The organism is Streptomyces sp. NPDC038135, assembly GCF_055601245.1.
Window position 1 is genome coordinate 872,974 of the sequence record NZ_JBVJXS010000001.1, and the last position, 25,560, is coordinate 898,533.

Genomic DNA, 25,560 nt, shown 5'->3' on the forward strand with positions numbered 1-25,560 from the left:
GCGAACCGGCCACCGGATCAGGCCTCGTCACCGGTGCCGGCGCTCCGCAGGTCCGCCTCGGTGAGGCCCTCCAGCTCGCCGTGGGTGTCCAGCCAGTACAGCAGGGCGACCGCGGGGACCACGAGCACCAGGGCGACGAGGATGACGAGGCCCAGCCAGCGCAGCGTGGTGTGTGCGCCCGCGCCCTCGGCGACGGTCAGCGAGGTCGGTACGAGGTAGGGACGTTGCGCCATGCCCCAGGCGAGCACGGCCGAGGCGACCGCGGCGACCGCGGTCACCCGCGACCAGGCCCCGGACGGGCGGGTCAGCAGAAGGCCGGTGGCCGCGGTGCACACCGCCGCGACGACGACGAAGAAGAGCCCGACGCCGTGCGTGAGCCCGTGCCACACGTGCGGGGCGTCCCCGTGCGTGACGACGAGGGTGATCACGGCGAGCACGGCGAGGGCGGCCAGCGCGCCCAGGGCCCGCCGCCGGAAGTAGCCGTCCAGGTCCGGCGCGGCGAAGCGCCGGGCGTCGGCGGCGAGGAAGACGGCGCCGAGCGACGCCGTGGCCGCGATGGCGAGCAGCCCGAACAGCAGCGAGGTGGGGTTGGCCCAGGCGTCCGTCGACGCGGTGGTCGTCGAGGTCACCCGGCCCGAGGCGACGCCCCCGGCGGCGGCGCCGAGGAAGAACGGCGTCAGGAGCGAGGCGACGGCGAACATGGCCCCGTACAGGCGCCGTCCGGCCAGCCTGCGGACCGGCTTGCGCAGGGCGAAACCGGCGCCGCGCAGCACGGTCCCCAGGGCGGCCAGCGCCAGCGGCAGCCACATCGAGACGAACACCCGCTGGAAGAAGGCGGGGAACCCCGTCCACATGATGACCAGCACGAAGATCAGCCAGACGTTGTTGACCTCCCAGACGGGGGCCATCGCGTGGTCGATCAGCCGCCGCGGACGCTCGCCGCGCTCGGCTCCGCCCGCCGTCAGGTCCCAGAACCCGGCGCCGTAGTCGGTGCCGCCGCCGCAGGCGTAGGCCGCCACGGCGAGCAGCAGGACGACGGCGATGACCCCGGCGATCACAGGAACCTCCCGGCGGAGCGCGGCCCGTACGGCGTGTCGGTCTCCGGCGTCGGGGGCGGCGGTCCGCCGGCGGTGTCCGGCTTCCGCCAGCGGGAGCGCATCTTCAGCAGGACCACCAGGAACGATCCGAAGACGAAGACGTACACGACGATCACCAGGGCGAACATCAGCCACAGGGCGCCGGCGCGGGTCGACGTCACCGCCTCGGCGACGCGCATGTTCTGGTACACGATCCACGGCTGGCGGCCCACCTCCGTGGTGATCCAGCCGCACTCGACGGCGACCACGGAGGCCACGCCGGCGCACGCGGCGACCCGGTAGAACCACGGGGAGGCCGGCAGCCGGCGGCGGCGCAGCCACACGAGGGCGTACCAGAGGGCGAGCAGGATCAGCAGCGAGCCGATGAAGACCATGGTGTCGAAGGCGAAGTGGGCGATGGTCGCCTCGGCGGGGGTCGGCCGGTCGGCGGCCGGCACCGAGGTGAGACCGGTGACCTTCGTGTCCGGCCGGAAGCCGGCGAGGATCGAGTCGAGCTGGGGGATGCGGATGCCGCCGGCGACGCTGCCGTCGGGGCGCAGCCGGCCGTAGAGGTACTCCGCCTGGTGCGTGTCGGTGTTCCAGACGATCTCCATGGCGGCGAACTTCACCGGCTGCTTGTGGAAGACCTGCCGGGCGATGGAGTCGCCGAGCACGAACTGCACCGGCGTGAAGACGGCGGCGACCGTGAAGGGGATCGTGAAGCCGAGCCGGTGGTAGCGGTCCCGGCGGCCGCGCAGCCAGCCGGTCGCGTAGACGCCGGCCACCACGTAGCCGGCCGTCACGAACATCGCGACGACGAAGTGCCAGTACTGCGGCCCGAACATGGGCGTGAAGACGGCCTTCCAGACGCTCACGTCCACGGGGTCGCCGGCCGCGTCGAGGGTGAAGCCGCGCGGGGTGTTCATCCAGGAGTTGGCGGCCAGGATGCCGAAGGCGCCGAGCAGGGCCACGAAGGGCAGCGGCAGCCCGAGCAGGAAGTGGGTGCGGGAGGGCAGCCTGCGCCAGCCGTACAGGTAGACGGCGATGAGCACGGCCTCCAGGAAGAAGGCCCAGGCCTCGACGCCGAACCCGATGCCGAAGACGTCGCCCCACCGGCCGAGCATGCCCGGCCAGAGCAGCCCGAACTCGAAGGACAGCACGGTGCCGGTGACGACGCCGATGGCGAACTGGACGGCCATGACGGCCGACCAGCGCCGGGCCAGCAGCAGCGCGGTCTCGTCGTTCCGGCGCAGCCCGTAGCCGTGCATGATGAGCGTGATCAGCGGGAGTGCGACGCCCAGCGGCACCAGGATGATGTGGGAGGCCAGCGTGAAGGCCATCATCGAGCGGGCCGGGAGGGTCTGCGGGGGCACGTCCGCCAGGGACAGGACCGTGTGCATGCGCGCCTTTCCGGAAGCCGACGCGGGTGGTGCGGGTCAGCCGCCGGTGGCGAAGCCCGGGAACAGGGTCATACCGCCGTCGACGTACAGCGTGGTCCCGACGACGTAGTCCATGAGGTCGGAGGCGAGGCCCACGACGGCGTTGGCGATGTCCTCGGGGTCGCCGACCCGGTTGTAGGGGATCAGCCGCAGGAGGTCCTGCTCGGCCTCCGGGGTCTCCCAGGCGCCGCGGTTGATGGGGGTCTTGATGGCGCCCGGGGCGACCGCGTTCACCCGGATCTTATTCGGGGCCAGCTCCTGCGCGAGGGTCGCCATCATCATCTGCACGCCGCCCTTGGAGGAGGCGTAGTTCACGTGCCCGGACCAGGGGATGAGCTGGTGCACGGAGCTCATGCAGATGATCTTCCCGGCCGCCCGGGACACCTCGGGGACCACACCGCGGCGCAGGAACTCCCTGGTCGCCTCGCGGGCGCAGAGGAACTGCCCGGTGAGGTTGACGTCGAGGACCTTCTGCCACTGGGCGAGGGTCATGTCGGTGAGGTGGGCGTCCCGTTGCAGGCCCGCGTTGGCGACCAGGATGTCGATCGTGCCGAACTCCTGGACCATCCGGTCGACCATGGCGACGACCTGGTCCTCCTTGGAGACGTCCGCCTCGTACGCGGCGGCCTTGACCCCGAAGGCGGTGATCTCCTCCACCACCTGCTCGGCCTCCTCGCGGCCGGCCACGTAGTTCACCACGACGTCGGCCCCGGCCCGGCCCATGGCGACGGCCGTCGCCCTGCCGATCCCGGAGTTCGCGCCGGTGACCAGCGCCTTCTGGCCCTTCAGCAGATGTGCGGGGATCACACCCCGCGGTGCGCCCTCGGTGGAACTCACGATGCCCTGCTCCTTGCCTGCGTGCCCGGACCGGCCGGGCCGTGAGCCCGGGGATTCCCCGTCAGCCAAGCACCGGTGCGCCCGGCCGGCACGCCGGGACGGACCGCGTTGCGCTGCGCGGCCGAGGATCTTCGCCCGGTCGGACGCCCGACTCGGCCGGCGGGTTCGGGTAGGTCAGCCCAGCCGCTCCAGCAGGTGGTCGCCCACCCGGAGGGCGTTCGCCATGGCCGTCAGGGACGGGTTGACGGCGCCGATGCTCGGGAAGAAGCTCGTGTCGACGACGTACAGGTTGTCCAGGTCGTGGGCCCTGCAGTTCAGGTCCAGCGCCGAGGACGCCGGGTCGGTGCCGAAGCGCACCGTGCCCGCCTGGTGGGCGGTGGCCCCGATCGGCATGCCCTTGTGCAGGTAGATGCTGCGGGACAGCAGCTTGTGCTCGTGCATACCGAGCCGGCCGAGCATGTGCTGCAGCTTGTGCCGCAGGTGCTTCAGGCCGGCCACGTTGTTGGACTCGTCGAGGGTGAGCCGGATTTGGCCGTCGCTCTCCAGGGTGACCCGGTTGTCCGGCTGCGGGAGGTCCTCGCCGCACAGCCAGAAGTCGACGGCGTGGTGGGCCAGCACCTCGAAGGGCATGTCCGGGGACACCGCCCCGGCCCAGCGCGGGGCCTGACCGTGGATCTGCTCGGCGTCCGACTTGCCGAGCATCTGGATCCCGCCCAGCGGGAACTCGAAGTCGTCCGCGCCCAGGTACCAGTCGTGCAGCGCGAGGGTCTTCTGGAACCGGGTGTCGTTGGGCTCCTTGGAGATCGCCATCAGGGCCAGGTTGTTGTGGCGCATGTAGTACCGGCCGACCACGTCCGAGCTGTTCGCCAGGCCGCGCGGGTGCCGGTCGTTCGCCGAGGCGAGCAGCAGGGCGGCGGAGTTGACGGCCCCGCAGGCCACGACCACCACGTCGGCCGAGAACCGGGCCTCCTCCTCGCCGGGCAGCCGGGCGACGACGGTGGTGACGCTGCGCCCGTCGGGGCTCGTCTCGAGCCTGGTCACCCGGGCGTTGGTGACCATCGCGACGTTGGGATGGGCGAGGGCCGGCTCAACACAGATCACCTGGGCGTCGGACTTGCCGCGCACCAGGCAGGGGAAGCCGTCCACCCGGTCGCAGCGGATGCAGGCGCTGCCGTGCGTGGCGCGGCCGTACTCGTCCTGGGTGAGGTTCACCCCGATCGGCAGGTGGAAGGGGTGCAGCCCCTGCTTCTCCAGATCGTGGCTCAACTGCTCGATGCGCGGCTCGTGTTCGACCGGCGGGTAGGCGTACTGGGCGCTGCTCGGCCCTTCGAAGGGGTCCTCGCCGTGCCGGCCGTGCACCAGATAGAGGTGCTCGGCCTGGGTGTAGTACGGCTCCAGGTCGTCGTAACCGAGGGGCCAGGCGGGCGAGACGCCGTCGTGGTGGCGCAGCTCGCCGAAGTCCTCCGTGCGCAGCCGGAACAGGGCGGCGCCGTAGAACTTGGTGTTGCCGCCGACGTAGTAGTTGACCTCGGGCGGGAACTCGTCGCCGTGCCGGTCGAGCCAGAACTCCGGGGCCCGGTACTTGGCCTTGACGAAGACGGCCGTGGAGTCCCAGTTGTCGCGCTCGCGCCGCAGGTAGTCGCCGCGTTCGAGGATCAGCACGCGTTTGCCCGAGGGGGCGAGCCGGTGGGCGATCGTGCCGCCGCCGGCACCGGTGCCGATGACGATGACGTCGTAGGAGTTCTGGCCGTCCACGGCAACCACCGTCCTCGTCTTCCGGTCCGCGGCCGTTGCGGGCTCCGCCTCTTCGAACGTACGCGCCAGGAGGGAAGGCGGCACCCGGAGCGGACGCGCGCCGGCCGTCCGGTCAGAGCACGGCGATCGGGTTCACCGGTGAACCGGTGGCCGCGGGGAGCCGGAGCGGGGCGACCACGCACAGGAAGTCCCGGCGGCCCCTCTCCTCGCACGCCGTGGCCAGTTCCTCCAGGTCGAGCCAGTCGAGCAGGTGCAGCCCCATGGCGTTGACGGCGAGGACGTGCACGGGGAAGGGGACCGAGGCCACCGCGCTGGGCGCCGCGTCGCTGTTGCCGTCCGAGCCCAGGACGGACACCTGCCGCTCGGCCAGGAAGCTCATGGCCCGCGGGTGCAGTCCCGCCCTGGCCCGGGTCACGTCCCAGGCGCCGAGGTCGCGGCGGCGCAGCCGGTGACCGACCCGGACCAGCAGCACGTCGCCCGGCCCGGCCCGCACCGCCTGGGCGGCCTCGGCCGCGGCCAGGTCCTCGGCCGTGACCTGTTCGCCCGGCTCCAGCCACGGCACGCCGCGCAGGCGCGGGATGTCCAGCAGGACACCGCGGCCGACCAGGCCGTCGCGCACCAGGTCCAGGGTGAGCGCCCCGGCGCCGTCCGGAGTCACGGTGCTCGCCGGGACGCCGCCGTACAGCTCCCCGTCGAAGATCACGTGGCACAGCGCGTCGAGGTGGCTGTCGACGTCGCCGTGCACGTTCATGGCGAACCGGTCGCGGGCGAAGTGCAGTCCGGGTTCGTCGCGCTCCCGCCGGCCCGGCGCGGTCATCCGGTGGGTGGCGGGCTCGGGGCTGTCCGGGGCGGTCGCGGTCTCGACGGGCGCGGCCAGCGACACGGTGCGTCCGGACCGCACCCCGGCGGCGGCCGCCGCCACCCGCTCGGGGGTGAGCCGGTCCAGCGCGCCCCGGCCCCGCCCCGCCGCCTCCGCGGCCTGCTGCCGCAGGGAGCGGTACAGGTCCCGGAAGGCCTCGTCGGTCAGGGTGCCCGGGGTCGCCGGGGGCGCGGGGGCGGCCGGTTCCTCCGAGGTCATCGCGTGGTCCTCCGCTTCGGCCCGGCGCCGTGCTCCGCGCCGTCGTCCCAGGTGGCGGCGGGCCGGGCGGCGGGCGGACCGGCCGGCCTGCCCACCGGAGGCACGGGGCGGCCGGGCGGCAGCAGCTCGACGGTCACGAAGGCGACGACGGCGGCGAGGATCACCACGGGGATCATCGCGGCGCTGCCGAGCACCAGGACGACCAGGAGCACGCTGCTGACCGGCAGCCGCAGCGCGGCCGCCGACGCGGCCGCCATGCCCGCCGCCATGCCGGGCACGACGCCGAGGCCGGGCAGCGGGGCGAGCAGGACGCCCGCCGCCGCGCCGAGGAACAGCGAGGGGAAGATGGGCCCGCCGCGCAGGCTGCCCAGGCACAGCGCGTAGGCGAGGCCCTTGCACAGCAGCACGGCGACCAGGGCGCCGGCGCCCCAGGCGTACGGGTCGGCGGCCAGCCGGGCCAGGACGGCCTGACCGGACGAGGCCACGTCGCCCGGGGACCGGTGCACGGTCAGCGCGTACACGGCGGCGCACACGCCGGCGGCGAGGGCGCACAGCGTGGTGTGGACGACCGGCCGGCCCGCTGCGACGAAGACCGCGGCCCGCCGGCCGGTGGACAGCGTCAGGTGGACGGCGACGGCCACGGCGACGGCCATCAGCACCGACCAGATCACGTCCCCCGCGTCGAGCCGGGGGAAGGGGACGCCCACCTTCACCGAGAGGGAGCCGGTGGCGAAGCCGGTCCAGCGGCCGAAACCGGTGAACACCAGCGACCCGATCCCGCTGGAGAGCAGCGCGGGCAGCATGACCGCGAAGAGCTGCGGGCCGCCCACCCCGGCCACCTCGATCAGGATGACGGCGGCGATCAGCGGGTTGCCGAAGATCGTGGCCAGGGCGGCGGCGGCGCCGGCCGCGCCGAGCAGGGCCGTGCTCTGCGGGGTGCCCGGGGCCCGGGCCAGGTTCCGGAACCACAGCGCGAGGCCGCCGCCGAGCGCGATCAGCGGGGCCTCGGGGCCGAGGGTGGCGCCGAGCGGCAGGCTCGCCGCGGCCGCGAGGATCACCCCGGGAAGGGCGGCCGGTGCCATCCCCGCCGTGTGCAGGCCGCCGGCGGGGATGTGTCCGCCGGCGCCCGGCAGACGAGTGACGACGAGGCCGACGACCAGTCCGGCGACCGTCAGCAGGGGCAGCGGCCACCACCACGGGGGGACGCTCCAGCCGAACCCGGCGGGCAGCTCGGCCCACAGCAGGTGTTCGAGTTCGTGGAGTCCGGCGAGGAAGAAGAAGGCGGCCAGCGAGACCGGGACGCCGACGGCGGCCGACAGCACCAGCGCCTTCTGGTACGGGCGGGAACGCAGCAACTCGCGCAGCCGGTCGGCCTCTTCCGGCTGGGTGCCGGCGGCGGGGGCGGCGGACGTGTCCGGCGGCGGCGTCACGGCACCGTTCCTCCCGTGTCGGCCGGGGATGTCGCGCTCACGGACCCGTGCCCGGCAGCGCCCCCTCCCTCCAGCCATTGCAGCATCCGCCCGCAGGCCCCGCACTCCCAACGTCGCCGCGCCACGGGCCTCGGGGCCCCGTTCGGGATGCAGTCCGCGACGACGGCCCCTTCACTGGGAGGACAGCCCGTTTCGGGAATCCTCTGGAGGCGGCCATGACCGGCAGATGGACAAGGGGAGCGGCGGGCCTGGTCCTCGCCGGGGCCGTCGCGGCCGCGGCGGCGGGCTGCTCCGACACCGGCGGCGACACGTCCGGCGCCGCCAGCAAGGCGGCCTCGGCGGCCTCCTCGCTCGCCTCCAAGGGCGGCGACGCGCTGGCCTCGGCCTCGGCGGAGGCCAAGCAGAAACTCGACGGGGTCAAGAACGGGGTGAAGGCGAAGGACGACGTCACGCTCGGCACCACGGCGACGGGAAGCGACGGCAAGGCCACCGTCAAGGTGAGCGCCAGGAACACGGCGTCCTCGGCCAAGTCCTTCGCCGTCCAGGTCAACTTCGCCGACGCGCACGGCAATCTGCTGGACGTCACCGTGGTGACGGTCAAGGACGTGGCGGCCGGCGCCACCGGCGACGCCACCGCGCAGAGCCACCGCAAGCTGACCGGCGACGTGCACGCGACCGTCAACGCGGCGGTGCGCTACTGACACCGCCCGCACCCCGCCCGGACCCGCACCGACGGGACGGGGCCGGCACGCCTGGTGCGACGGTGGCGGCGTTCCCGGCCATATCGTGGATGCCCGAGCGTCCACGGTCACACGTCTGTTCATCGGGGGGACACCATGCGGGACACACACACGGAGCCGGTCCCGGCCGCGCGGATCGCCGTACACCGACTCGCCCCGACGCTGACGGTGCTGGTCGTCAGCCTCGTGGTCGCCGCCGTCGGCGTCTACGAGCTGTGCGGTTTCGGCCTGCACAGCCTCGACCGGCGTCCGCACCTGTTCAGCGACGGCCTGGCCACCGGCGGGGTGATCGTCGCCGCGGTGGCGGCCGGGGCCGCGGTGGGCAACCTGGCCTGGACGCTGGCGGTGGCCCGGCGCGGGGTAGACAAGTCCGGATGAGAACCTGTGCACCGCATGTGCGCACCTTTGCACTCGCGTTACCCTACGAGCTGTAGGGTCGGGCTCGCCCCGTCCCCTCCCCCAAGGTGCCCGTCACCATGCCCGCACGACAGCCGAGCCTGGTCTCCCCACCGGCTCCCGCCCAGTACGCGCCCCGCCCCGGCGCGCCCACCCCGCCGGCCGGCGACGGCCTGCTGCGCAGGCGCGCGGCGGCGGCCACCGTCTGGTACCTGCGGCTGCAGGCCGCGCTCAACATCCTCGCGGTGCTCTCCCTGCCCTTCCGCGAGGAGGTGCACGAGCACAACGTCGGGTCGTTCTTCACGCCCTACCTGGCCACCGCCGGCCTGGTCTCAGCGTTCCTCGCCCTCTTCCTCGCCGTGGTGATGCGCCGCCGCAAACGAGCCGCCTGGGTCTTCAACCTGCTCCTGGCCGGACCGCTCTTCGGCCTCTACGTCCTCGCGCTCACCCGCGCCCCCTACCGCGAGCACCTCTTCAACTGGCTCTCCGCCGCCCTGACCGGCCTGTTCGTGGCCGCCCTGCTGCTCGGCCGGCGCGAGTTCGACGCCATCGGCGACCGCTCCAACCCGCGCCTCGCCCTCGCCGTCGGCGCCGGCGGCGCCCTGGTCAGCGCCACGCTGGGCACGCTGCTGGTGCGCGAGACGAACCGGATCCCCGGCGCCACCCTCAAGGAGGAGATCTCCTACACCCTGCTGCGCGGCATCAGCGTCGGCCCGCTCGCCGACCGCGTGGACACCGTGGACGCCCCCCGCTGGGCGGACATGACCGTCAACGTGCTGATGGCGGCGACCTTCCTCCTCGTCCTCTACGCCTGCTTCCGCGCCCCGCGCGGGGCGTGCCTGCTCGGCGAGGAGGACGAGCGGCGGCTGCGCGCACTGCTCGCCGGCCACGGCGAGCGCGACTCCCTCGGCTACTTCGCGCTGCGCCGGGACAAGGCGGCCATCTTCTCGCCGAGCGGCAAGGCGGCCGTCACCTACCGCGTCGTCGGCGGGGTCAGCCTCGCCTCCGGCGACCCCATCGGCGACCCCGAGGCCTGGCCCGGCGCCATCGACGCCTGGCTCGCCGAGGCCCGCCGGCACGCCTGGACGCCGGCCGTCATGGGCGCCAGCGAGGACGCCGGCACCGTCTACTCGCGGCACGGCATGGACGCCCTCGAACTGGGTGACGAGGCGATCGTCGAGCTGGCCGACTTCACCCTGGAGGGCCGCGCCATGCGGGCGGTCCGCCAGGCCCACAAGCGGGTCCGCCGGGCCGGTTACACCGTCCGCGTCCGCCGCCACGAGGACATCCCCGAGGACGAGATGGCCCTCCTCGTCGACCGCGCCGACCACTGGCGCGACGGCGCCACCGAGCGCGGCTTCTCCATGGCCCTGGGCCGGCTCGGCGACCCCGGCGACGGCCGCTGCGTGATGCTGGAGTGCCGGGACGCGGACGGCGTCCCCCGGGCGCTGCTCAGCTTCGTCCCCTGGGGCGAGCACGGCCTGTCGCTGGACCTGATGCGCCGGGACCGCGGCTGCGAGAACGGCCTGATGGAGTTCATGGTGGTGGAACTGCTGCTGCGCGCCGAGGAGTCGGGCGTCCAGCGGGTGTCCCTGAACTTCGCCATGTTCCGCTCGGTCTTCGAACGCGGCTCTCGCCTCGGCGCCGGACCGGTGCTGCGCCTGTGGCGCTCGGTCCTCACCTTCTTCTCCCGCTGGTGGCAGATCGAGTCCCTCTACCGCGCCAACGCCAAGTACCGCCCGCTGTGGGAACCCCGCTTCCTGCTGTTCGCCAAGAGCAGCGACATCCCCCGTATCGGCCTGGCCAGCGCCCGCGCGGAGGGCTTCCTGACCCTGCCGGTGCTCAGGGGCCGGTCGTAGCGCCGGCCGGCCCCACGTCCGGGGACCACACGCCCAGCCACTGCTCGGCCCCCCACTCCTCGAACCGCTGCACCTCGGTGAACCCGAGCCTCGCCGCGAGGCGCATCGAGCGGTCGTTGGCGGTCTGGGTGGCGACCACCACCGGCGTGCCGGGAAGCACGCCGGCGAACCAGCCGAGCGCCGCCGCGCACGCCTCGGCGGCGTACCCGCGTCCCCAGGCCCGCGGCAGGAACAGGTAGCCCATCTCGGTCTCCCCGACGTCCGGACGGGCGTGGGCCGAACCTGCCGCGTCGTGCGGTTTGAGCTCGACCATGCCGATCATCGCTCCGTCGAGCTCGACCACGAAGCGGCCGGGGCGCCGCTGGGGCGTCTCGGGCATCCGGCGTTCCAGCTCGTCACGCGGCTGCGCGCCGCCGGTGAAGGCGCCCACCTCCGGCGACGCGAACAGCTCGACGAACGCCGGACGGTCCCGGGCCTCGGGCGTGCGGAGCACGAGCCGCTCGGTCCTGATCGGAGCGGGCGGCCAGGCCGCGTACGGGAGTCGGGGCATGGCCGGCAACCTATCGCGCGCCCCCGGCAGCGGGCCGGGCGTACGCCGCGCTCACCGCATCCCCGCCGCCCGCAGCGCGGTGGGCACCGACGCCCGGACCACCCCGGTCACCTCACGCGGGCACACGCACTCGCGCGCCGTGCGCGACCGGCGTCCCCCGCGCCCAGGGCGCCTCAGGCGCTCCCGTCGGCCACGATCCCGCCCCCGACGGTGAACCCGATGACCGCTCCGCCGCCCTCCCGCCGGTAGGCGAAGGGCGCCCCGCCGTGGGCCATGGCGACCTCGCGGACGATGGACAGGCCCAGGCCCGAGCCCGGCAGGGAGCGCGCGTCGGCGGCCCGGTAGAAGCGGTCGAAGATGCGGATGAGGTCGCCCTCGGCGATGCCGGGCCCCCGGTCGAGCACCTCGACCCGGACCGTTCCCGGGCGCGCCGGACCGGTCACGGCGATCTCGATCGGCTCCTGGCCGCCCCGGTCGAACTTGGCCGCGTTCTCGACCAGGTTGGACAGCGCCCGCTGGAGCATCCCGGGCCGCCCGTCGGTGCGCGTGTCACCGCTCGCGCGCAGCACGATCTCCCGGCCGGTACGGCGCTTGGCCAGCCCCAGCACGTCCTCGGCGATGTCGGCGAGGTCCACCTGCTGCGGCGGCTCGCTGTCGGACTGCCCGGCCGCGAGGTCCACCAGCTCGTTGACCAGGTCGGTCAGCTCCCGGGCCTCCTGGGTGAGGTCGGCGACCAGCTCCTCCCGGCTGTCGGGCGGCAGCTCGTCGATCCTGCGCAGCAGCGAGATGTTCGTGCGCAGCGAGGTGAGCGGCGTCCGCAGCTCGTGCCCCGCGTCCTGGACCAGCCGCCGCTGGTCCTCCTCGGACTGGGCGAGGCGGCCCAGCATGCGGTCGAAGGCGCGGCCGAGCCGGCCCACCTCGTCCAGTCCGGTCACGGGCACCTGGATGCCCAGCCGGCGGGTGCGGGCCACGTCCTCGGCGGCGGAGGTGAGGATGATCAGGCGCCGGGTGATCCGGCGGGCCAGCCACCAGCCGAACAGGCCCGCGGCGACCACGACCGCCGACATCAGGATCAGCGTCCGCTGCTGCAGCGCCCGCAGCAGGTCCTCGGTGTCGCTGAACTCCTGGGCGACCTGCACCGCGCCCTTGCCGTCGCCGAGCGAGACCGTGGCGATGCGGAACAGGTCCTCGCCGACCCGGACGTCCTTGTGCTCGACCACCCGGCCGGCCGTCCGCGCCCCGGACACGGTCCGGTCCCGGGCGGTGACCGGCAGCACCGGGCTGCCGTGGTCGACGATCTCGCCCCGCGCGCCCAGCACCTGCACATCGGTGCGGGCCGGCCGGACCAGGTCGTGGCCGGGCCGGGAGGAGGAGAAGTCCTCGGGGACCATCTCGTGCTGCCGCACCTCGTCCCGCACGTCGGACACCACCTGCGTGAACACCGACTGCTGGTCGACCCGGACCAGCCGGGCGGCGGAGCTGTAGGACAGGATGCCGACGAGGATGGTCACGGCGGCGGTGACGGCCGCGAAGGACACCGCGAAGGTGGTCCGCAGGGAGACCAGCCGGGGCCGGGGCCCGGCGCCGGGCCGCCGGCCGCGCCCCACTAGTCCTCCCGCAGCACGTAACCCACGCCCCGCACGGTGTGGATCAGCTGCGGGGCGCCGGGCTCGTCCAGCTTGCGGCGCAGGTAGCCGACGTAGACGGCGAGGTTCTTGGAGCCGGGGCCGAAGTCGTAGCCCCAGATCCGGTCGTAGATCGTGGAGTGGTCGAGCACGATCCCGGCGTTGCGGACCAGCAGTTCCAGCAGCTCGAACTCGGTGCGGGTCAGCTCCAGCTCGCGGCCGCCCCGCCAGGCGCGGCGGGCCTGCAGGTCCATCCGGATGTTCGCGGCGCCCACCTGCCGGTCGGAGGCCTGCGCGTCCCGGCCGCCGTCACCGGCGGGCGGCGCGCCGGCCCCGCCCGCCGGCACCGGGCTGGTGCGGCGCAGCAGCGCCCGCAGCCGGGCGAAGACCTCCTCCACGTCGAAGGGCTTCACCACGTAGTCGTCGGCGCCGGCGTCCAGGCCGGCGATGCGGTCGGCGGTCTCCACCAGGGCGGTGAGCATGAGGATCGGGGTGCTGTCGCCCTCGGCCCGCAGCACCCGGCAGACCTGGAGCCCGTCGATGCCCGGCATCATCACGTCCAGCACCAGGACGTCCGGCGGGGTCCGGTGCGCCTGGGCCAGCGCCTCGACCCCGTCGGCGACGGCCGTCACCTCGTAGCCCTCGAGCGTCAGGGCACGCTCGAGGGCATGACGGATGGCACGGTCGTCTTCGGCGAGCAGCACAGTCTGGGGCACGTCCCCAGTCTGCCAAGGCCCCGGGCGGTTCCGCCGGGCCCGCAGGCCGACGATCACCCTTTTTACCGCGCTCTCACCGTCACAGCGGCGGGCCGCGTCAGGCGCCGGCGGCGCCGAGCCGCGCGAGCTGTTCCTCGAACGGCACGACCCGCGGCGCGGCCACGGACGCCGTCCCGGCGGCGGACAGGCCCGCCATGAGCCCGGCCAGCTCCCCCGCCGCCCGCTCGATCCGCTCGGCCAGCCCCTCGGCCCCCCAGTCCTCCGAGGCGGCGTAGACGCCGGTGGGCGCCACCACGGCCCGCAGGTACGCGAACAGCGGCCGCAGCGCGTGCTCCAGCACCAGGGAGTGCCGGCCGGTGCCCCCGGTGGCGGCGATCAGCACCGGCTTGCCGGTCAGCGCGTCCTTGTCCAGCACGTCGAAGAAGGACTTGAACAGCCCGCTGTACGAGGCGCTGAACACCGGCGTGACGACGATCAGCCCGTCGGCCCCCGCCACCGCCTCCTGGGCGGCGGCCAGGGCCTTGCCGGCGAACCCGTTGGTGAAGTTGTGCGCGATCTCGACCGCGAGGTCCCGCACCTCGACGACCTGGACGTCCACCGGCCTCCGCCGGTCCACCGCGGCGGCCAGCCGGTCGGCCAGCAGCCGGGTGGAGGAGGGCACGCCCAGTCCCGCCGACACGACGACGAGCTTCAGGTGATCGCTCATACCGTTGCCGCCTCCTTCGCGGTCAGCAGGGACTGGTGGGTCGGCGCCTCGGGCACGTCCGCCGGGCGCCCCTTCGCGAACTCCTCGCGCAGCACGGGCACGACCTCCTCGCCCAGCATGTCGAGCTGCTCCAGGACCGTCTTCAGCGGCAGTCCCGCGTGGTCCATCAGGAAGAGCTGGCGCTGGTAGTCACCGGCGTACTCGCGGAACGACAGCGTCTTCTCGATCACCTGCTGCGGCGAGCCCACCGTCAGCGGGGTCTGCTCGGTGAAGTCCTCCAGCGACGGGCCGTGCCCGTACACCGGCGCGTTGTCGAAGTACGGCCGGAACTCCCGCACCGCCTCCTGCGAGTTGCGGCGCATGAACACCTGGCCGCCGAGGCCGACGATCGCCTGCTCGGGGGTGCCGTGCCCGTAGTGGGCGTACCGCTTGCGGTACAGCTCGACCATCCGCTTGGTGTGGTCCGCGGGCCAGAAGATGTTGTTGTGGAAGAAGCCGTCGCCGTAGTAGGCCGCCTGCTCGGCGATCTCAGGCGAGCGGATCGAGCCGTGCCAGACGAACGGCGCCACGCCGTCCAGGGGCCGCGGCGTGGAGGTGAAGCCCTGCAGCGGGGTGCGGAACTTGCCCTCCCAGTCGACGACGTCCTGGCGCCAGAGCCGGTGCAGCAGGGCGTAGTTCTCGATGGCGAGGTCGATGCCCTGCCGGATGTCCTTGCCGAACCACGGGTACACCGGTCCGGTGTTGCCGCGCCCCATCATCAGGTCCACGCGCCCGTCGGCCAGGTGCTGGAGCATCGCGAAGTCCTCCGCGATCTTCACCGGGTCGTTGGTGGTGATCAGGGTGGTGGAGGTGGAGAGGACGAGCCGCTCGGTCCGCGCGGCTATGTAGCCGAGCATCGTCGTCGGGGACGACGGCACGAAGGGCGGGTTGTGGTGCTCGCCGGTGGCGAAGACGTCGAGGCCGACCTCCTCGGCCTTGAGCGCGATGGCGACCATGGCCTTGATCCGCTCGCGCTCGGTCGGCGTCCGCCCCGTGGTGGGGTCCGGCGTGACGTCGCCGACGGTGAAGATCCCGAACTGCATGGCCACCCTCCAGGTTGTTGACCGTTCAACTATAGCCCTGGAACCGTCCCCGACCCGCCGCTATTCCCCCGCCCCCGCGGCCGCCCGGCCGGCTCAGCCGCGCCGCGCGCGCAGCCGGGCGACCTGCTCACGGCCGAAGTCCACGGTGCGCTCCATGTGCCGCACGATCACCGCGAGCTCGGTGTCGTCCAGCTCGTCGAAGAGGGAGAACCAGTCACCGGCTAGTGAGTCCCACAGCCGCCCGAACTCGGCGATCCGCTCCGGCACGGTCGCCACCAGGACCCGCCGCCGGTCCACCTCGTCCCGCCGCCGCACGACGTAGCCCGCCCGCTCCAGGCGGTCCACCAGCCGCGTCGCCGACCCCGTGGTCAGCCCGGTCAGCTCCGCCACCCGGCCCGTGGTGACCGGCGCCTCCTCGAGCGTGAGCAGGTTCAGGCACTGCAGATCGGTCGGGTGCAGCCCGATCCGGTCGGCCACGGCCTGGTTGAACAGGGCGTAGGACGCCATGTACCGCCGGGACACCACGGACAGCTCCGCCAGCAGCCCGGACCGCCCCGTCCCCTTCCCGGCCATGCCGCACTCCCCTTCGTCCGCGTCGTGCAGTGATCGTACGACCACGGCCCCGGACGCCCGGCGGGCGAACGCCTCGCCGACGCCGAAGGACGGACGCCCCCCAGTGCCGGAGGGCGTACGCGTCCCCGGGCGTCACAAGGCGTACGCCTCCCCGGGATCAGAGGGCGTACGCGTCCCCTGGATCAGAAGGCGTACGCGTCCCCGGTGTCGAGGACCAGCACCTTCAGCCGGTCGTTCGTGCGGTCCCGGTCGACGGCGCCGCCGAGCCAGGCGGTGTCCACCTCCAGCGTCACCTCGGTCGGGTGCTCCTTGAGCAGCACCGCCACCGTGAGCCGCTCCCCCACCGCGTCCGGCGCCAGCGCGCCGATCCCGCACACCACCGTCCGCTCGTCCGTTCGCGCACACCCCTGGGGCAGCCGCTGTACCTCCGCCAGCGGCACCGACCAGCGCAGCAGCACGCTCGCGTCGGGCGCCGCGGCGGGCCCGTCGTTGCGCGGGGTGAGGGCGACCTCCACCCGGTCCCCGGTCATGACCGCGCTCCCGTGCAGCGCCAGATCGGCCTCGGGCACCGGAACCGCCCCGGCCGGCCCGGCCCCGCCCCCGGCCACCAGCAGGGCGCCGCACGCACCCAGCACCCACGACCTCGTCCGCATGCCGTCCCACCTCGCGCTCGCCGTCCGTGTCCGCCGTACGGATGTATGCCACGCCAATCCGTCCGGCAGGCGCCCTCCAACAGGTGACACCGCGCCCGCGTGCGAAGCTGCCCGCATGCCGGTCCTCCGCTCCGCCGCCCTCTTCGTCGTCGCCGCCCTCTTCGAGATCGGCGGCGCCTGGCTGGTCTGGCAGGGGGTCCGCGAACACCGCGGCTGGCTCTGGATCACCGGCGGGGTCCTCGCCCTCGGCGCCTACGGGTTCGTCGCCACCTTCCAGCCCGACGCCCACTTCGGCCGCATCCTCGCCGCCTACGGCGGGATCTTCGTGGCCGGCTCCCTGCTGTGGGGCGTCGTCGCCGACGGCTACCGCCCCGACCGCTGGGACATCGCCGGCGCCCTGATCTGCCTGGCCGGCATGGCGGTCATCATGTGGGCGCCCCGGAACGGCGCCTGAGGGCTCACTTAGGCTGGACCGAACCGACCCGACGCAGTCCCAGGAGCAGCCCATGGCCACCGCAGCCCCGTCCGCCGCCTCCCGCATCGCCGTCGTCACCGGTGCGAGCAGCGGCATCGGCGCCGCCACGGCCCGGCAGCTCGCCCGGGCCGGCTACCGCGTCGTCCTCACCGCCCGGCGCAAGGACCGCATCGAGGCGCTGGCCGAGGAGCTGAACACGGCCGGCCACTCGGCGGCCGCCTACCAGCTCGACGTCACCGACCGCGCGGCCGTCGACGAGTTCGCCTCGGCCTTCCGGACGATCGGCGTGCTGGTCAACAACGCCGGCGGCGCCCTCGGCGCCGACCCGGTGGCCAGCGGCGACCCGGCCGACTGGCGCACGATGTACGAGACCAACGTCATCGGCACCCTCAACGTCACCCAGGCGCTGCTGCCCAGGCTGGAGGCGAGCGGCGACGGAGTGGTGGTCGTCGTCTCCTCCACCGCCGGCCACGGCACCTACGAGGGCGGCGCGGGCTACGTCGCCGCCAAGCACGGCGCCCACGTCCTCGCCGAGACCCTCCGCCTGGAGATCGTCGGCAAGCCGGTCCGCGTCGTGGAGATCGCGCCCGGCATGGTGAAGACGGAGGAGTTCGCCCTGACCCGCTTCGGCGGCGACGCCGACCGGGCCGCGAAGGTCTACGAGGGCGTGGCCGAACCCCTCACCGCCGACGACGTGGCGGAGACGATCGCCTGGGCGGTCACCCGCCCCAGCCACGTCAACGTCGACCTCCTCGTGCTGCGCCCGCGCGCCCAGGCCTCCAACACCAAGGTGCACCGGGAGTCGTGATGCCCGACCAGGACTCGCTGGAGAAGCGCCGGCTGGCCGAGGAGACGAGGAACGAACGCCAGGTCTGGTACTTCCTCGCCTACTTCCTCTTCGGCATCCACTTCGTGGCGTTCGTCATGATCTACGCCGTGCGCCACGCGAAGTAGCCCGCGCCTCCCTATCCTCACCGCTCCGGGTTCCGCCATTCGGACGCGTCCGGCTGGCCCACACCCGTGCCCCGCGATGTCGTGGTCCGGACGGCCGCCGGCGCCCGGAGTCCGCCGCGTGGGCGGCACCGGACGCCCGGCCGCGAAGGGAGAACGGCATGGGCAAGGCCGGGGTCATATCGGGGCGCGGGTGCTGGACCGCGGCCGTCGCGGTGATGATGGCCTGTTCGACCATCCTGACCGGAACGGACCACGCGACGGCGGGCGGACCGCCGGCCCCCACGGCGCCCGTACCGCGCCTGGACTGGCGCCCCTGCGTCCCGGGCGGCCCGTTCGACTGCGCGACCGCGACGGTGCCGCTGGACCACGACGACCCCGGCGGCCGCACCGTCGGCCTGGCCGTCGTCCGGCACCGGGCCACCGGCCCCGGCCGGCGCGTCGGCACCCTGTTCTTCAACCCGGGCGGACCCGGCGGCCCCGGCACCGTGCAGATGCCGCAGCTCTACCCGTTCTTCCCGCGCGAGGTGCGGGAGCGGTTCGACATCGTGAGCTGGGACCCGCGCGGCATCGGCAGCAGCACCGCCGTCGACTGCTTCGCCACCCCTCAGGAGGCCACCGCGTGGACGGGGACCAAACCGGCCGGCATCCCGGTGGGCGCGAAGCAGCAGGCGGACACCTTCGCCGCCTACCGCGACCTGGCCCGGCGCTGCGAGCGCCGCGACCCCGAACTGCTGCGCCACGTGTCCACCGCCGACTCCGCCCGTGACCTGGACCTGCTGCGGCAGGCGGTGGGCGACCCGCGGCTGACCTACTTCGGCATCTCCTACGGCACGTTCCTGGGCGCCACCTACGCCAACCTCTTCCCCGGCAGGGTCCGCGCCATGACCCTCGACAGCAACGTGGACGCACGGGCGTACGCGGACGGCGCCCTCGGCGACGCCCCGCTCACGACGTTCCTGCGGCTCGGTTCGGACCGCAGCGCGGCGGAGGTGCTGGAACGGTTCCTCACCCTGTGCGGCAGCACCACCACCGCCCGCTGCGCCTTCTCGGCGGGCGACGCCCGGGCCACCCGGGAGAAGTTCGACGAACTGATGCGTCGGCTGCGCACGCACCCCGTGGGCGACTGGACCTACGGCCGCACCGCCGCGCAGGTGGTGAGCGGCCTCTACGTCGTCGACCCCGGATGGACCGACGTCGCCCGCGCCCTCCAGCGCCTCTGGCAGGGCCGCGCCCCGGAGCAGGCACAGCGCCCGGCCGCGCCGCCGGTCCCGCACCCCGATCCGTACCTCGGCGACGAGCAGGCCGCCGCGGTGCTCTGCGGCGAGAGCCCCAACCCGCGCACCCCCGGCGCCTATCCCGCGCTGGAGGAGCAGGCGGCCGCCCGGGCGGGCGACGCCGGACGCGTCTGGACCTGGGCCGCCGTCGGCTGCTTCGCCTGGCCCGCCGTCGCGGCCGACCGCTACAGCGGCCCCTGGAACCGCCCGACGGCCCCGCTGCTGCTGGTCGGCACCCGCCACGACCCCGCCACCCCCTACGCGGGCGCGCGCGCCCTGGCCGGCGAACTGGCCGACGCCCGGCTGCTCACCCTCGACGGCTACGGCCACACCGCGCTGATCAACCCCAGCGCATGCGTCGCCCGATACGAGAGCCGCTACCTGATCGACGGCACCCTCCCCCCACCCGGCACCACCTGCCACCAGGACACAGCCCCGTTCCCCGCCCCCACCCCGGTAGGCAGCATCGCCACCGGCGGCGGAGCACTGGCCCGACACCGCTCCTGAGCGGGCGTCAGTGGCCGTGTCGATATCCGGGCGGCCCTTTCGAACAGGGGGCGAGGTGCTGCCCCGGACGAAGGTGCACACTCACTCGCTCGGGGGAATCGGCTCGCTCCCCCGATCGCCCCACGAACATCCGATCTAGGCTCGCGCCGCACGATCAATCACGGGGCGCTCGTCAGGGATGCAGCGCAACCAAGAGTCCGAGCGGGACGGAAGTCGGGGGGCCGTGGCCGAGTTGAAGCCCAGCATGCAGGGGTTTATGGATCTGACGACACCCGAATATGCCCACATGTTCGGGTTCTTGCAGGCGGACGGACATCTGTCCCAAGGCCTCGGGCAAAAGGGCAGACTGACCGTTGAACTCTGCGTTCGGGATGTCGGCCTGCTCCGCGGGTTCCAAAAGCTCACGCCGTACTACAGCAACATCTCCGAACGGACCCGTTCCACCAACTTCGCCGCTACTCACACCTCGGTGGTCTGGACGGTCTGTTCCCTGGAAGCCAGAACCACCATCAACGAACTGGGCCTGCCGTATGGGCGCAAGTCGAGGACGATCGCTCCCCCGAGGGGCAAGTTCTCCCACCGTGACTATCTACGCGGCCTGATCGACGCAGACGGCTCAGTCGGCTTTACGAGCAAGGGACTTCCGTTCGTTTCGCTGGCCACAGCCAGCAGTGCCGTAGCGTCCTTCATTCGCGACCACGGCAGGGACGTCACCGGGGCCGAGCGCAGCCTCAAACGCAACACTCGCGACGGCATCTACAACATTCTGTACACGATGGAGGCCGCTCAGCGCCTGGCCGCCGACCTCTACTACCCCGACTGCCCAGCCCTGGAGCGCAAACGCACAGCCGCCGGAGCGCTCGCGGCCTGGGCGCGTCCCGCAGACATGAGGAGGGCGGCTACACGGCGTCGCTGGACCGAGCGCGAGGACCGGCTTCTGCTGGAACTCGGCGACCCCAGGACGGCCGCCGAGGTACTCGGCAGGACGTCCAGGAGTTGCGGCCTCCGCCTCTGGCGCCTCCGCACAGGCCGAGCCTCCGGACCGATCGATCAGTGAGCCCTGTGAACGCCCCCGGCATCCGCCGGGGGCGGCTCTCGTGTCAGCCCTTCACGCACAGGAACTGCTTGAGCTTCGCGACGACTCGGACAAGGTCGCGCTGCTGCTCCATCACCTGGTCGATGTTCTTGTAGGCACCCGGAATCTCGTCCAGCACGCCGGAATCCTTACGGCACTCCACGCCCTTCGTCTGCGCCTCCAGATCCCCCAAGGTGAAATGCCGCTTGGCGGCATTGCGGCTCATACGCCTGCCGGCCCCGTGCGAGGCGGAGTTGAAGGCCTGCTCGTTGCCGAGGCCTTCAACGATGTACGAACTGGTGCCCATCGATCCCGGGATGATCCCGTACTCGCCGGAGCCGGCCCGGATCGCTCCCTTGCGGGTGACCAGCAGGTCCATGCCCTCGTACCGCTCCTCCGCCACGTAGTTGTGGTGGCAGGAGATCTCCGGCTCGAAGACCGGCTTCGCCTTCTTGAACTCCCTGCGGACCACGTCCTTCAGGAGCGCCATCATCAGCGTGCGGTTGTACTTCGCGTACTCCTGCGCCCAGAACAGGTCGTTGCGGTACGCCGCCATCTGCGGGGTGTCCGAGACGAAGACGGCGAGGTCCCGGTCGACCAGGCCCTGGTTGTGCGACAGCCGCTGGGCCACGCCGATGTGGTGCTCGGCGAGTTCCTTGCCGATGTTGCGGGAGCCGGAGTGGAGCGTCAGCCAGACGACACCGTCCGAATCGAGCAGAAGTTCGACATAGTGGTTGCCTCCGCCAAGCGTTCCCATCTGCTTGACCGCTCGCTCCTGCCGGAAGCGCACCGCCTCCGCGATCCCTTCGAACCGTCCCCAGAACTCGTCCCAGCCCGCGGTGGCAAGTCCATGGAAGTCCCCCGGCTCCACCGGCTCGTCGTGCATGCCCCGTCCCACCGGAATCGCCTGCTCGATCTTCGAGCGCAGGCGGGACAGGTCGCCCGGCAGGTCGTTCGCGGTCAGGGAGGTCCGTACGGCCGACATGCCGCACCCGATGTCCACGCCCACCGCGGCCGGGCAGACCGCGCCCCGCATCGCGATGACCGAGCCGACGGTCGCGCCCTTGCCGTAGTGGACGTCCGGCATCACGGCCAGGCCCTTGATCCACGGCAGGGTGGCGACGTTCTGGAGCTGGCGCAGGGCCACGTCCTCCACCGTCGCGGGGTCGGTCCACATCCGGATCGGCACCTTCGCGCCCGGCATCTCGACGTACGACATGAGTTCCTCATTCCCCCGGAAACAACAACAAAAGGCTTAGGAGCAGCAAAACGCAAAAGCGGCGACAAGGTCTATGAAAAGGGACAGGGGACCGTCGTTCACGGCAGTGCGTGCGGTACACATTGTCTCCAGGGAGCGCCCCGCGGCGGCAAGCGATTAACCAGCGGGGACCCCGGACCGTCCAGCGGATCACCCAGCGAGCGAAGACCGTCGAGAGGAGCCCGACCGTGCAGCGGAAGGCGTATGTGACCGGCACCGCCGCCCTCCTCGTGGCGCTGCTGGCCGGCTGCACGAGCGGTTCCGGGGACGAGGGCCCCACCGACAACGCCAACCCGGGCACCGCCGGCACGGCCACGCCCGCCGCCCAGCCCGGCAAGTACCGCAGCCTTCCCGAGGCCTGCGGGGCGGTGGACCACGACGCCCTCGACACGATGCTGCCGGGCATCGGGCAGATCACCGACCCGGACCAGCGGGAGAAGGCCTACCAGGGCGAGGCGGCGCTCACCTACAACACCGACCGCAGGGTGGGCTGCCGTTGGAAGGCGTCGTCCGGCGCCGCCACCGACCGGCTCGCGGTCGACTTCGAGCGCGTGGTGTCGTACGACAACGCGGTCAGCGACGACGACCAGGCGCAGAAGCTGTTCCTGGAACAGGAGACGGCCGCCGACCTGCCCGAGCCGAGCGCCCCCGCCTCCGCCACCCCCACCCCCACGGCGAGCGCGGACGACGACGCCTCCCCGTCCGCCTCGCAGTCCCCGTCCGGCTCCGCCACGGAGTCCTCCGCCGGCGCCGCCGGCGCCCCGTCGGCCGAACTGCAGCCCCGGGTGCTGGCCGATCTCGGTGACGAGGCGTATCTGGACGACCAGCTCGCCACCTCCGGCTCGACGGCCGAACAGCGGACCGTGACTGTGGTGTTCCGCACGTCCAACGTCGTCGTCACCATCGAGTACGAGGAGCAGCCGATGGCGACGGGAGCGGTTCCCGACAGCAGGGAACTGCAGGACAGGGCCCGGAAACTGGCTTCTCAACTGGCCGACGCGCTGGGCGGATGACGGCTTCCGCGGGCTGCCGCGGCGTCCCCCGCAAAGCGCGTGAAGGGAATCCGCACAGCTGTCTCACCGCGTACCGTGGGGCCCCGCAGGAACCCGCACGAACACCGAGTGTCACGAGTGAAGGAACCATGCAGCGAGCAGCTCAGCGAAACGACCGTGCCCATGACCAGCGAGCCAAGCGTCTGCGCCGCGCCCTTGTCTGCGCGGCGGCCGTTCCCGCGGTGCTGATCACCGCCGCCTGCTCCTCCGACTCCGGCGATTCCGCGGACAAGGGCGGCGAGAGCGCGCGGCCGACCGCGGGCAGCGGTTCGGCGAAGCCGTCCGCGAGCGCGTCCCCGACCGTGCGGGCCGCCGCGTACCGCAAGCTGCCCGAGGCGTGCTCGGTGCTGTCGAAGAAGACGCTGACCGATCTGGTGCCGAAGGGCGCCAAGGCGGGCAAGGAGGGCAGCAGCGACGACACCGCCACCCGCTCCTCCTGCTCGTGGAACAGCCTGGACAACAACGGGGTCAAGGGCTCGCAGTTCCGCTGGCTGAACGTCTCGATGCTGCGGTTCGACTCCGACGCCGCCCGCGGCTCCGGCGACGACCAGGCCCACGCCTACCTCACGCACCAGGTGGAGGACGCCAAGAGCGTCTCCGGTGCGAAGAACACCAGGACGGAGCCGGTCTCCGGGACGGGCGCCGAGGCGACGCTGGTGCGCTACGACCTGAAGAAGAAGGAAGGCACCTTCAAGCAGCAGACGGTGGTCGCCCGGGTCGAGAACGTCGTCGTCACGCTCGACTACAACGGCGCCGGTCTGGCGGGCGAGAAGACGCCGAGCGCGGACGACCTGGCGAAGGACGCGCAGAAGGCCGTCAAGGAGGCGGTCGCGTCCGTCTCGTCGGCCAACAACGGGGGTTCCGGTTCCGGCGCGTCGGCGGGCGGGAGCGCGTCCCCGTCCGGGTCCGCCTCGAAGTCCCCGTCGAAGCAGGCGTCCAAGTCGCCCTCATCCAGCGCTTCTCCGTCCAAGTCGGCCGCGAAGAAGGACTGACCCGGGTCACGTGCGCCGCACACGTGTGCCACTCTGTTGCGCGCAACAACACGCAATGGGAGGGGATGACGAGTGGCCGCGCCAATGCAGCTGACTCGGATGCACCGCATACTCATCGGCGTGGTCGTCTCCGGCGCGCTGATCATCGCCGGCATCGGCTTCGCCGGTTCCTACGCGGCAGTCCGTGAACTGGCCCTCAAGAAGGGCTTCGGGAACTTCTCCTACGTGTTCCCGATCGGCATCGACGCGGGCATCTGCGTCCTGCTCGCCCTGGACCTGCTGCTGACCTGGATCCGCATCCCCTTCCCGCTGCTGCGCCAGACGGCGTGGCTGCTGACGGCGGCGACGATCGCGTTCAACGGCGCCGCCGCCTGGCCGGACCCGCTGGGCACGGGCATGCACGCGGTGATCCCGGTGCTGTTCGTGGTCGCCGTGGAGGCGGCCCGGCACGCCATCGGCCGGATCGCGGACATCACGGCGGACAAGCACATGGAGGGCGTCCGCATCACGCGCTGGCTGCTCTCCCCGCTGCCCACGTTCCTGCTGTGGCGCCGAATGAAGCTGTGGGAGCTGCGCTCCTACGACCAGGTGATCAAGCTGGAGCAGGAGCGCCTGGTCTACCAGGCGCGGCTGCGTTCCCGCTTCGGCCGGGCCTGGCGCCGCAAGGCCCCGGTCGAGTCCCTGATGCCGCTGCGGCTGGCCCGTTACGGCGTCCCCCTCGCGGAGACGGCCCCGGCGGGCCTGGCGGCGGCGGGCATCGAACCGCTGCTGCTGCCGCCGGCTCCGCAGCCGCAGCCGCAGCTGACCGCTCCCGGGGCCACGGCGGCCGCGGGCGGCCCGGCCGCCGCGACGGCGCCCGTCCCGCAGCAGGCGGTGGTCCCGCAGCAGGCGGCGCCCGCCGGGCAGCGGGGCGCCGAGCCGCCCGTGGACGAGGAGAGCCCCTGGTTCCACACTCCGCGCGAGGTGGACTACCACGGCGGCTACGACCCGGCGTACAACCCCGTCCCGGACCCCCAGTACGTCCCGGAGGAGGAGTACGAGGGCTGGTACGACGAGCAGCCGGTGGAGCAGTTCCAGCAGCCCTCCCCCGAGGAGACCGGCAGCTTCCCGATTCCGGTGGGTCCCAACCGCACCCGCGAGCTGGGCGAGGGCGGCGGCCCCCCGGAGCCGGACGAGGACGCGTACTACCAGGTCTTCCGCCAGTCGATCGACGGCAGCTACCCGACGCCCCGCGTGCTCGGTGACAACATCGAGGCGACGTACGGCAACACGCTGAGCCCCAGCACCCTGAAGGAGCTCGCGGAACGCTTCCAGCAGCGCCACACGGCGGAGATGGAGGAGGACCACATCGCCTAGCGGCGGCGCACGAGGACGCAGGCGGTCGCACGCGATCGCACGCGTGAGGAGACACGAAAGAGGGGCCCTCGGTCACGAGGGCCCCTCTTTCGTGTGCGCTCG

General features: G+C 72.9%; 25 protein-coding genes. 11 read left to right on the forward strand and 14 right to left on the reverse strand.

What is annotated here, in order from left to right:
* Positions 1-17: 17 nt before the first annotated feature.
* The 6 genes from ACZ7JA_RS04125 to ACZ7JA_RS04150 all read right to left on the reverse strand — a co-directional run bounded on the left by ACZ7JA_RS04125 (position 18) and on the right by ACZ7JA_RS04150 (position 7,615).
* On the reverse strand, positions 18-1,058 hold the full coding sequence (locus tag ACZ7JA_RS04125) for a cytochrome d ubiquinol oxidase subunit II (protein WP_389445739.1): 1,041 nt from the start codon (positions 1,056-1,058) through the stop codon (positions 18-20).
* Positions 1,055-2,476 (reverse strand): cytochrome ubiquinol oxidase subunit I, encoded by a 1,422-nt coding sequence (locus ACZ7JA_RS04130; protein WP_470807072.1) that lies wholly within the window; start codon positions 2,474-2,476, stop codon positions 1,055-1,057. The genes ACZ7JA_RS04125 and ACZ7JA_RS04130 overlap by 4 nt, the downstream gene beginning before the upstream one ends.
* Positions 2,477-2,512: 36 nt before the next feature.
* Positions 2,513-3,352: an SDR family oxidoreductase gene (locus ACZ7JA_RS04135; protein WP_470807074.1), complete on the reverse strand. Its 840-nt coding sequence runs from the start codon at positions 3,350-3,352 to the stop codon at positions 2,513-2,515.
* Positions 3,353-3,526: 174 nt separating this feature from the next.
* Positions 3,527-5,107, reverse strand: coding sequence for a GMC oxidoreductase (locus tag ACZ7JA_RS04140; protein ID WP_389445732.1), 1,581 nt, complete (start codon positions 5,105-5,107; stop codon positions 3,527-3,529).
* Positions 5,108-5,219: 112 nt separating this feature from the next.
* On the reverse strand, positions 5,220-6,185 hold the full coding sequence (locus ACZ7JA_RS04145) for a cyclase family protein (protein ID WP_470807076.1): 966 nt from the start codon (positions 6,183-6,185) through the stop codon (positions 5,220-5,222).
* Entirely contained in the window at positions 6,182-7,615 is a 1,434-nt protein-coding gene (locus ACZ7JA_RS04150) for a chloride channel protein (RefSeq protein ID WP_470807078.1), read from the reverse strand. Before ACZ7JA_RS04150 ends, ACZ7JA_RS04145 begins: the two co-directional genes overlap by 4 nt.
* Before the next feature lie 215 nt (positions 7,616-7,830).
* On the opposite strand from ACZ7JA_RS04150, the gene ACZ7JA_RS04155 reads away from it, so the two are divergent.
* The 3 genes from ACZ7JA_RS04155 to ACZ7JA_RS04165 all read left to right on the forward strand — a co-directional run bounded on the left by ACZ7JA_RS04155 (position 7,831) and on the right by ACZ7JA_RS04165 (position 10,610).
* Entirely contained in the window at positions 7,831-8,316 is a 486-nt protein-coding gene (locus ACZ7JA_RS04155) for a hypothetical protein (RefSeq protein ID WP_351667570.1), read from the forward strand.
* Positions 8,317-8,451: 135 nt separating this feature from the next.
* Positions 8,452-8,733: a hypothetical protein gene (locus tag ACZ7JA_RS04160; protein ID WP_351667568.1), complete on the forward strand. Its 282-nt coding sequence runs from the start codon at positions 8,452-8,454 to the stop codon at positions 8,731-8,733.
* Positions 8,734-8,831: 98 nt separating this feature from the next.
* Entirely contained in the window at positions 8,832-10,610 is a 1,779-nt protein-coding gene (locus tag ACZ7JA_RS04165) for a phosphatidylglycerol lysyltransferase domain-containing protein (RefSeq protein WP_470807080.1), read from the forward strand.
* On the opposite strand, the gene ACZ7JA_RS04170 is transcribed toward ACZ7JA_RS04165, so the two are convergent.
* The 7 genes from ACZ7JA_RS04170 to ACZ7JA_RS04200 form a co-directional block, all read right to left on the reverse strand.
* Positions 10,594-11,160, reverse strand: a complete 567-nt coding sequence (locus ACZ7JA_RS04170; RefSeq protein WP_470807082.1) for a GNAT family N-acetyltransferase — start codon at positions 11,158-11,160, stop codon at positions 10,594-10,596. The two genes, ACZ7JA_RS04165 and ACZ7JA_RS04170, sit on opposite strands and share 17 nt — an antisense overlap.
* Before the next feature lie 173 nt (positions 11,161-11,333).
* A complete protein-coding gene (locus ACZ7JA_RS04175; RefSeq protein ID WP_351667562.1) occupies positions 11,334-12,767 on the reverse strand; it encodes a sensor histidine kinase in 1,434 nt (477 codons plus the stop codon).
* Positions 12,767-13,501, reverse strand: a complete 735-nt coding sequence (locus ACZ7JA_RS04180; protein ID WP_351667560.1) for a response regulator transcription factor — start codon at positions 13,499-13,501, stop codon at positions 12,767-12,769. Before ACZ7JA_RS04180 ends, ACZ7JA_RS04175 begins: the two co-directional genes overlap by 1 nt.
* Before the next feature lie 97 nt (positions 13,502-13,598).
* Entirely contained in the window at positions 13,599-14,195 is a 597-nt protein-coding gene (locus tag ACZ7JA_RS04185; RefSeq protein WP_389305406.1) for a CE1759 family FMN reductase, read from the reverse strand.
* A gap of 8 nt (positions 14,196-14,203) precedes the next feature.
* The gene (locus ACZ7JA_RS04190) at positions 14,204-15,289 is read right to left on the reverse strand and encodes an LLM class flavin-dependent oxidoreductase (RefSeq protein WP_389305211.1); all 1,086 of its coding nucleotides are present in this window, start codon (positions 15,287-15,289) and stop codon (positions 14,204-14,206) included.
* A gap of 93 nt (positions 15,290-15,382) precedes the next feature.
* Positions 15,383-15,862: a MarR family transcriptional regulator gene (locus ACZ7JA_RS04195; protein WP_351667554.1), complete on the reverse strand. Its 480-nt coding sequence runs from the start codon at positions 15,860-15,862 to the stop codon at positions 15,383-15,385.
* A 182-nt stretch (positions 15,863-16,044) separates the two neighbouring features.
* Positions 16,045-16,515 carry a hypothetical protein gene (locus tag ACZ7JA_RS04200; RefSeq protein WP_351667552.1) on the reverse strand — a complete coding sequence of 157 codons (471 nt, stop codon included), beginning with the start codon at positions 16,513-16,515 and terminating at the stop codon, positions 16,045-16,047.
* A 115-nt stretch (positions 16,516-16,630) separates the two neighbouring features.
* On the opposite strand from ACZ7JA_RS04200, the gene ACZ7JA_RS04205 reads away from it, so the two are divergent.
* The 5 genes from ACZ7JA_RS04205 to ACZ7JA_RS04225 all read left to right on the forward strand — a co-directional run bounded on the left by ACZ7JA_RS04205 (position 16,631) and on the right by ACZ7JA_RS04225 (position 20,782).
* Positions 16,631-16,969, forward strand: a complete 339-nt coding sequence (locus tag ACZ7JA_RS04205; RefSeq protein ID WP_351667550.1) for a YnfA family protein — start codon at positions 16,631-16,633, stop codon at positions 16,967-16,969.
* A gap of 52 nt (positions 16,970-17,021) precedes the next feature.
* Positions 17,022-17,798, forward strand: a complete 777-nt coding sequence (locus ACZ7JA_RS04210) for an SDR family NAD(P)-dependent oxidoreductase (RefSeq protein WP_351667548.1) — start codon at positions 17,022-17,024, stop codon at positions 17,796-17,798.
* Positions 17,798-17,944, forward strand: coding sequence for a hypothetical protein (locus ACZ7JA_RS04215; RefSeq protein ID WP_351667546.1), 147 nt, complete (start codon positions 17,798-17,800; stop codon positions 17,942-17,944). The genes ACZ7JA_RS04210 and ACZ7JA_RS04215 overlap by 1 nt, the downstream gene beginning before the upstream one ends.
* 158 nt (positions 17,945-18,102) lie before the next feature.
* Positions 18,103-19,725: an alpha/beta hydrolase gene (locus tag ACZ7JA_RS04220; RefSeq protein ID WP_470807088.1), complete on the forward strand. Its 1,623-nt coding sequence runs from the start codon at positions 18,103-18,105 to the stop codon at positions 19,723-19,725.
* 223 nt (positions 19,726-19,948) lie between these two features.
* Complete coding sequence (locus tag ACZ7JA_RS04225; protein ID WP_470807090.1) at positions 19,949-20,782, forward strand: LAGLIDADG family homing endonuclease; 834 nt, start codon at positions 19,949-19,951, stop codon at positions 20,780-20,782.
* 43 nt (positions 20,783-20,825) lie between these two features.
* Here ACZ7JA_RS04225 and ACZ7JA_RS04230 read toward each other — a convergent pair whose 3' ends face one another.
* Positions 20,826-22,019: an RtcB family protein gene (locus ACZ7JA_RS04230; RefSeq protein WP_351667540.1), complete on the reverse strand. Its 1,194-nt coding sequence runs from the start codon at positions 22,017-22,019 to the stop codon at positions 20,826-20,828.
* Positions 22,020-22,246: 227 nt separating this feature from the next.
* Between ACZ7JA_RS04230 and ACZ7JA_RS04235 the strand changes: the two genes are divergently transcribed.
* The 3 genes from ACZ7JA_RS04235 (at position 22,247) to ACZ7JA_RS04245 (ending at position 25,458) form a co-directional block, all read left to right on the forward strand.
* The gene (locus ACZ7JA_RS04235; RefSeq protein WP_404024682.1) at positions 22,247-23,071 is read left to right on the forward strand and encodes a DUF3558 domain-containing protein; all 825 of its coding nucleotides are present in this window, start codon (positions 22,247-22,249) and stop codon (positions 23,069-23,071) included.
* Positions 23,072-23,199: 128 nt separating this feature from the next.
* A complete protein-coding gene (locus ACZ7JA_RS04240) occupies positions 23,200-24,102 on the forward strand; it encodes a DUF3558 family protein (RefSeq protein ID WP_351667536.1) in 903 nt (300 codons plus the stop codon).
* 99 nt (positions 24,103-24,201) lie between these two features.
* Entirely contained in the window at positions 24,202-25,458 is a 1,257-nt protein-coding gene (locus tag ACZ7JA_RS04245; protein ID WP_351667534.1) for a DUF2637 domain-containing protein, read from the forward strand.
* The last annotated feature ends 102 nt before the right edge of the window (positions 25,459-25,560 follow it).

What these genes read in the sequence shown, in the direction of transcription:
- ACZ7JA_RS04215 (WP_351667546.1), top strand. Translation starts at nt 17,798, where the DNA reads ATGCCCGACCAGGACTCGCTGGAGAAGCGCCGGCTGGCCGAGGAGACG.
- ACZ7JA_RS04195 (WP_351667554.1), bottom strand. Translation starts at nt 15,862, where the DNA reads ATGGCCGGGAAGGGGACGGGGCGGTCCGGGCTGCTGGCGGAGCTGTCC.
- ACZ7JA_RS04190 (WP_389305211.1), bottom strand. Translation starts at nt 15,289, where the DNA reads ATGCAGTTCGGGATCTTCACCGTCGGCGACGTCACGCCGGACCCCACC.
- ACZ7JA_RS04210 (WP_351667548.1), top strand. Translation starts at nt 17,022, where the DNA reads ATGGCCACCGCAGCCCCGTCCGCCGCCTCCCGCATCGCCGTCGTCACC.
- ACZ7JA_RS04230 (WP_351667540.1), bottom strand. Translation starts at nt 22,019, where the DNA reads ATGTCGTACGTCGAGATGCCGGGCGCGAAGGTGCCGATCCGGATGTGG.
- ACZ7JA_RS04200 (WP_351667552.1), bottom strand. Translation starts at nt 16,515, where the DNA reads ATGCGGACGAGGTCGTGGGTGCTGGGTGCGTGCGGCGCCCTGCTGGTG.
- ACZ7JA_RS04170 (WP_470807082.1), bottom strand. Translation starts at nt 11,160, where the DNA reads ATGCCCCGACTCCCGTACGCGGCCTGGCCGCCCGCTCCGATCAGGACC.
- ACZ7JA_RS04240 (WP_351667536.1), top strand. Translation starts at nt 23,200, where the DNA reads ATGCAGCGAGCAGCTCAGCGAAACGACCGTGCCCATGACCAGCGAGCC.
- ACZ7JA_RS04205 (WP_351667550.1), top strand. Translation starts at nt 16,631, where the DNA reads ATGCCGGTCCTCCGCTCCGCCGCCCTCTTCGTCGTCGCCGCCCTCTTC.
- ACZ7JA_RS04155 (WP_351667570.1), top strand. Translation starts at nt 7,831, where the DNA reads ATGACCGGCAGATGGACAAGGGGAGCGGCGGGCCTGGTCCTCGCCGGG.
- ACZ7JA_RS04220 (WP_470807088.1), top strand. Translation starts at nt 18,103, where the DNA reads ATGGGCAAGGCCGGGGTCATATCGGGGCGCGGGTGCTGGACCGCGGCC.
- ACZ7JA_RS04160 (WP_351667568.1), top strand. Translation starts at nt 8,452, where the DNA reads ATGCGGGACACACACACGGAGCCGGTCCCGGCCGCGCGGATCGCCGTA.
- ACZ7JA_RS04245 (WP_351667534.1), top strand. Translation starts at nt 24,202, where the DNA reads ATGCACCGCATACTCATCGGCGTGGTCGTCTCCGGCGCGCTGATCATC.
- ACZ7JA_RS04130 (WP_470807072.1), bottom strand. Translation starts at nt 2,476, where the DNA reads ATGCACACGGTCCTGTCCCTGGCGGACGTGCCCCCGCAGACCCTCCCG.
- ACZ7JA_RS04165 (WP_470807080.1), top strand. Translation starts at nt 8,832, where the DNA reads ATGCCCGCACGACAGCCGAGCCTGGTCTCCCCACCGGCTCCCGCCCAG.
- ACZ7JA_RS04145 (WP_470807076.1), bottom strand. Translation starts at nt 6,185, where the DNA reads ATGACCTCGGAGGAACCGGCCGCCCCCGCGCCCCCGGCGACCCCGGGC.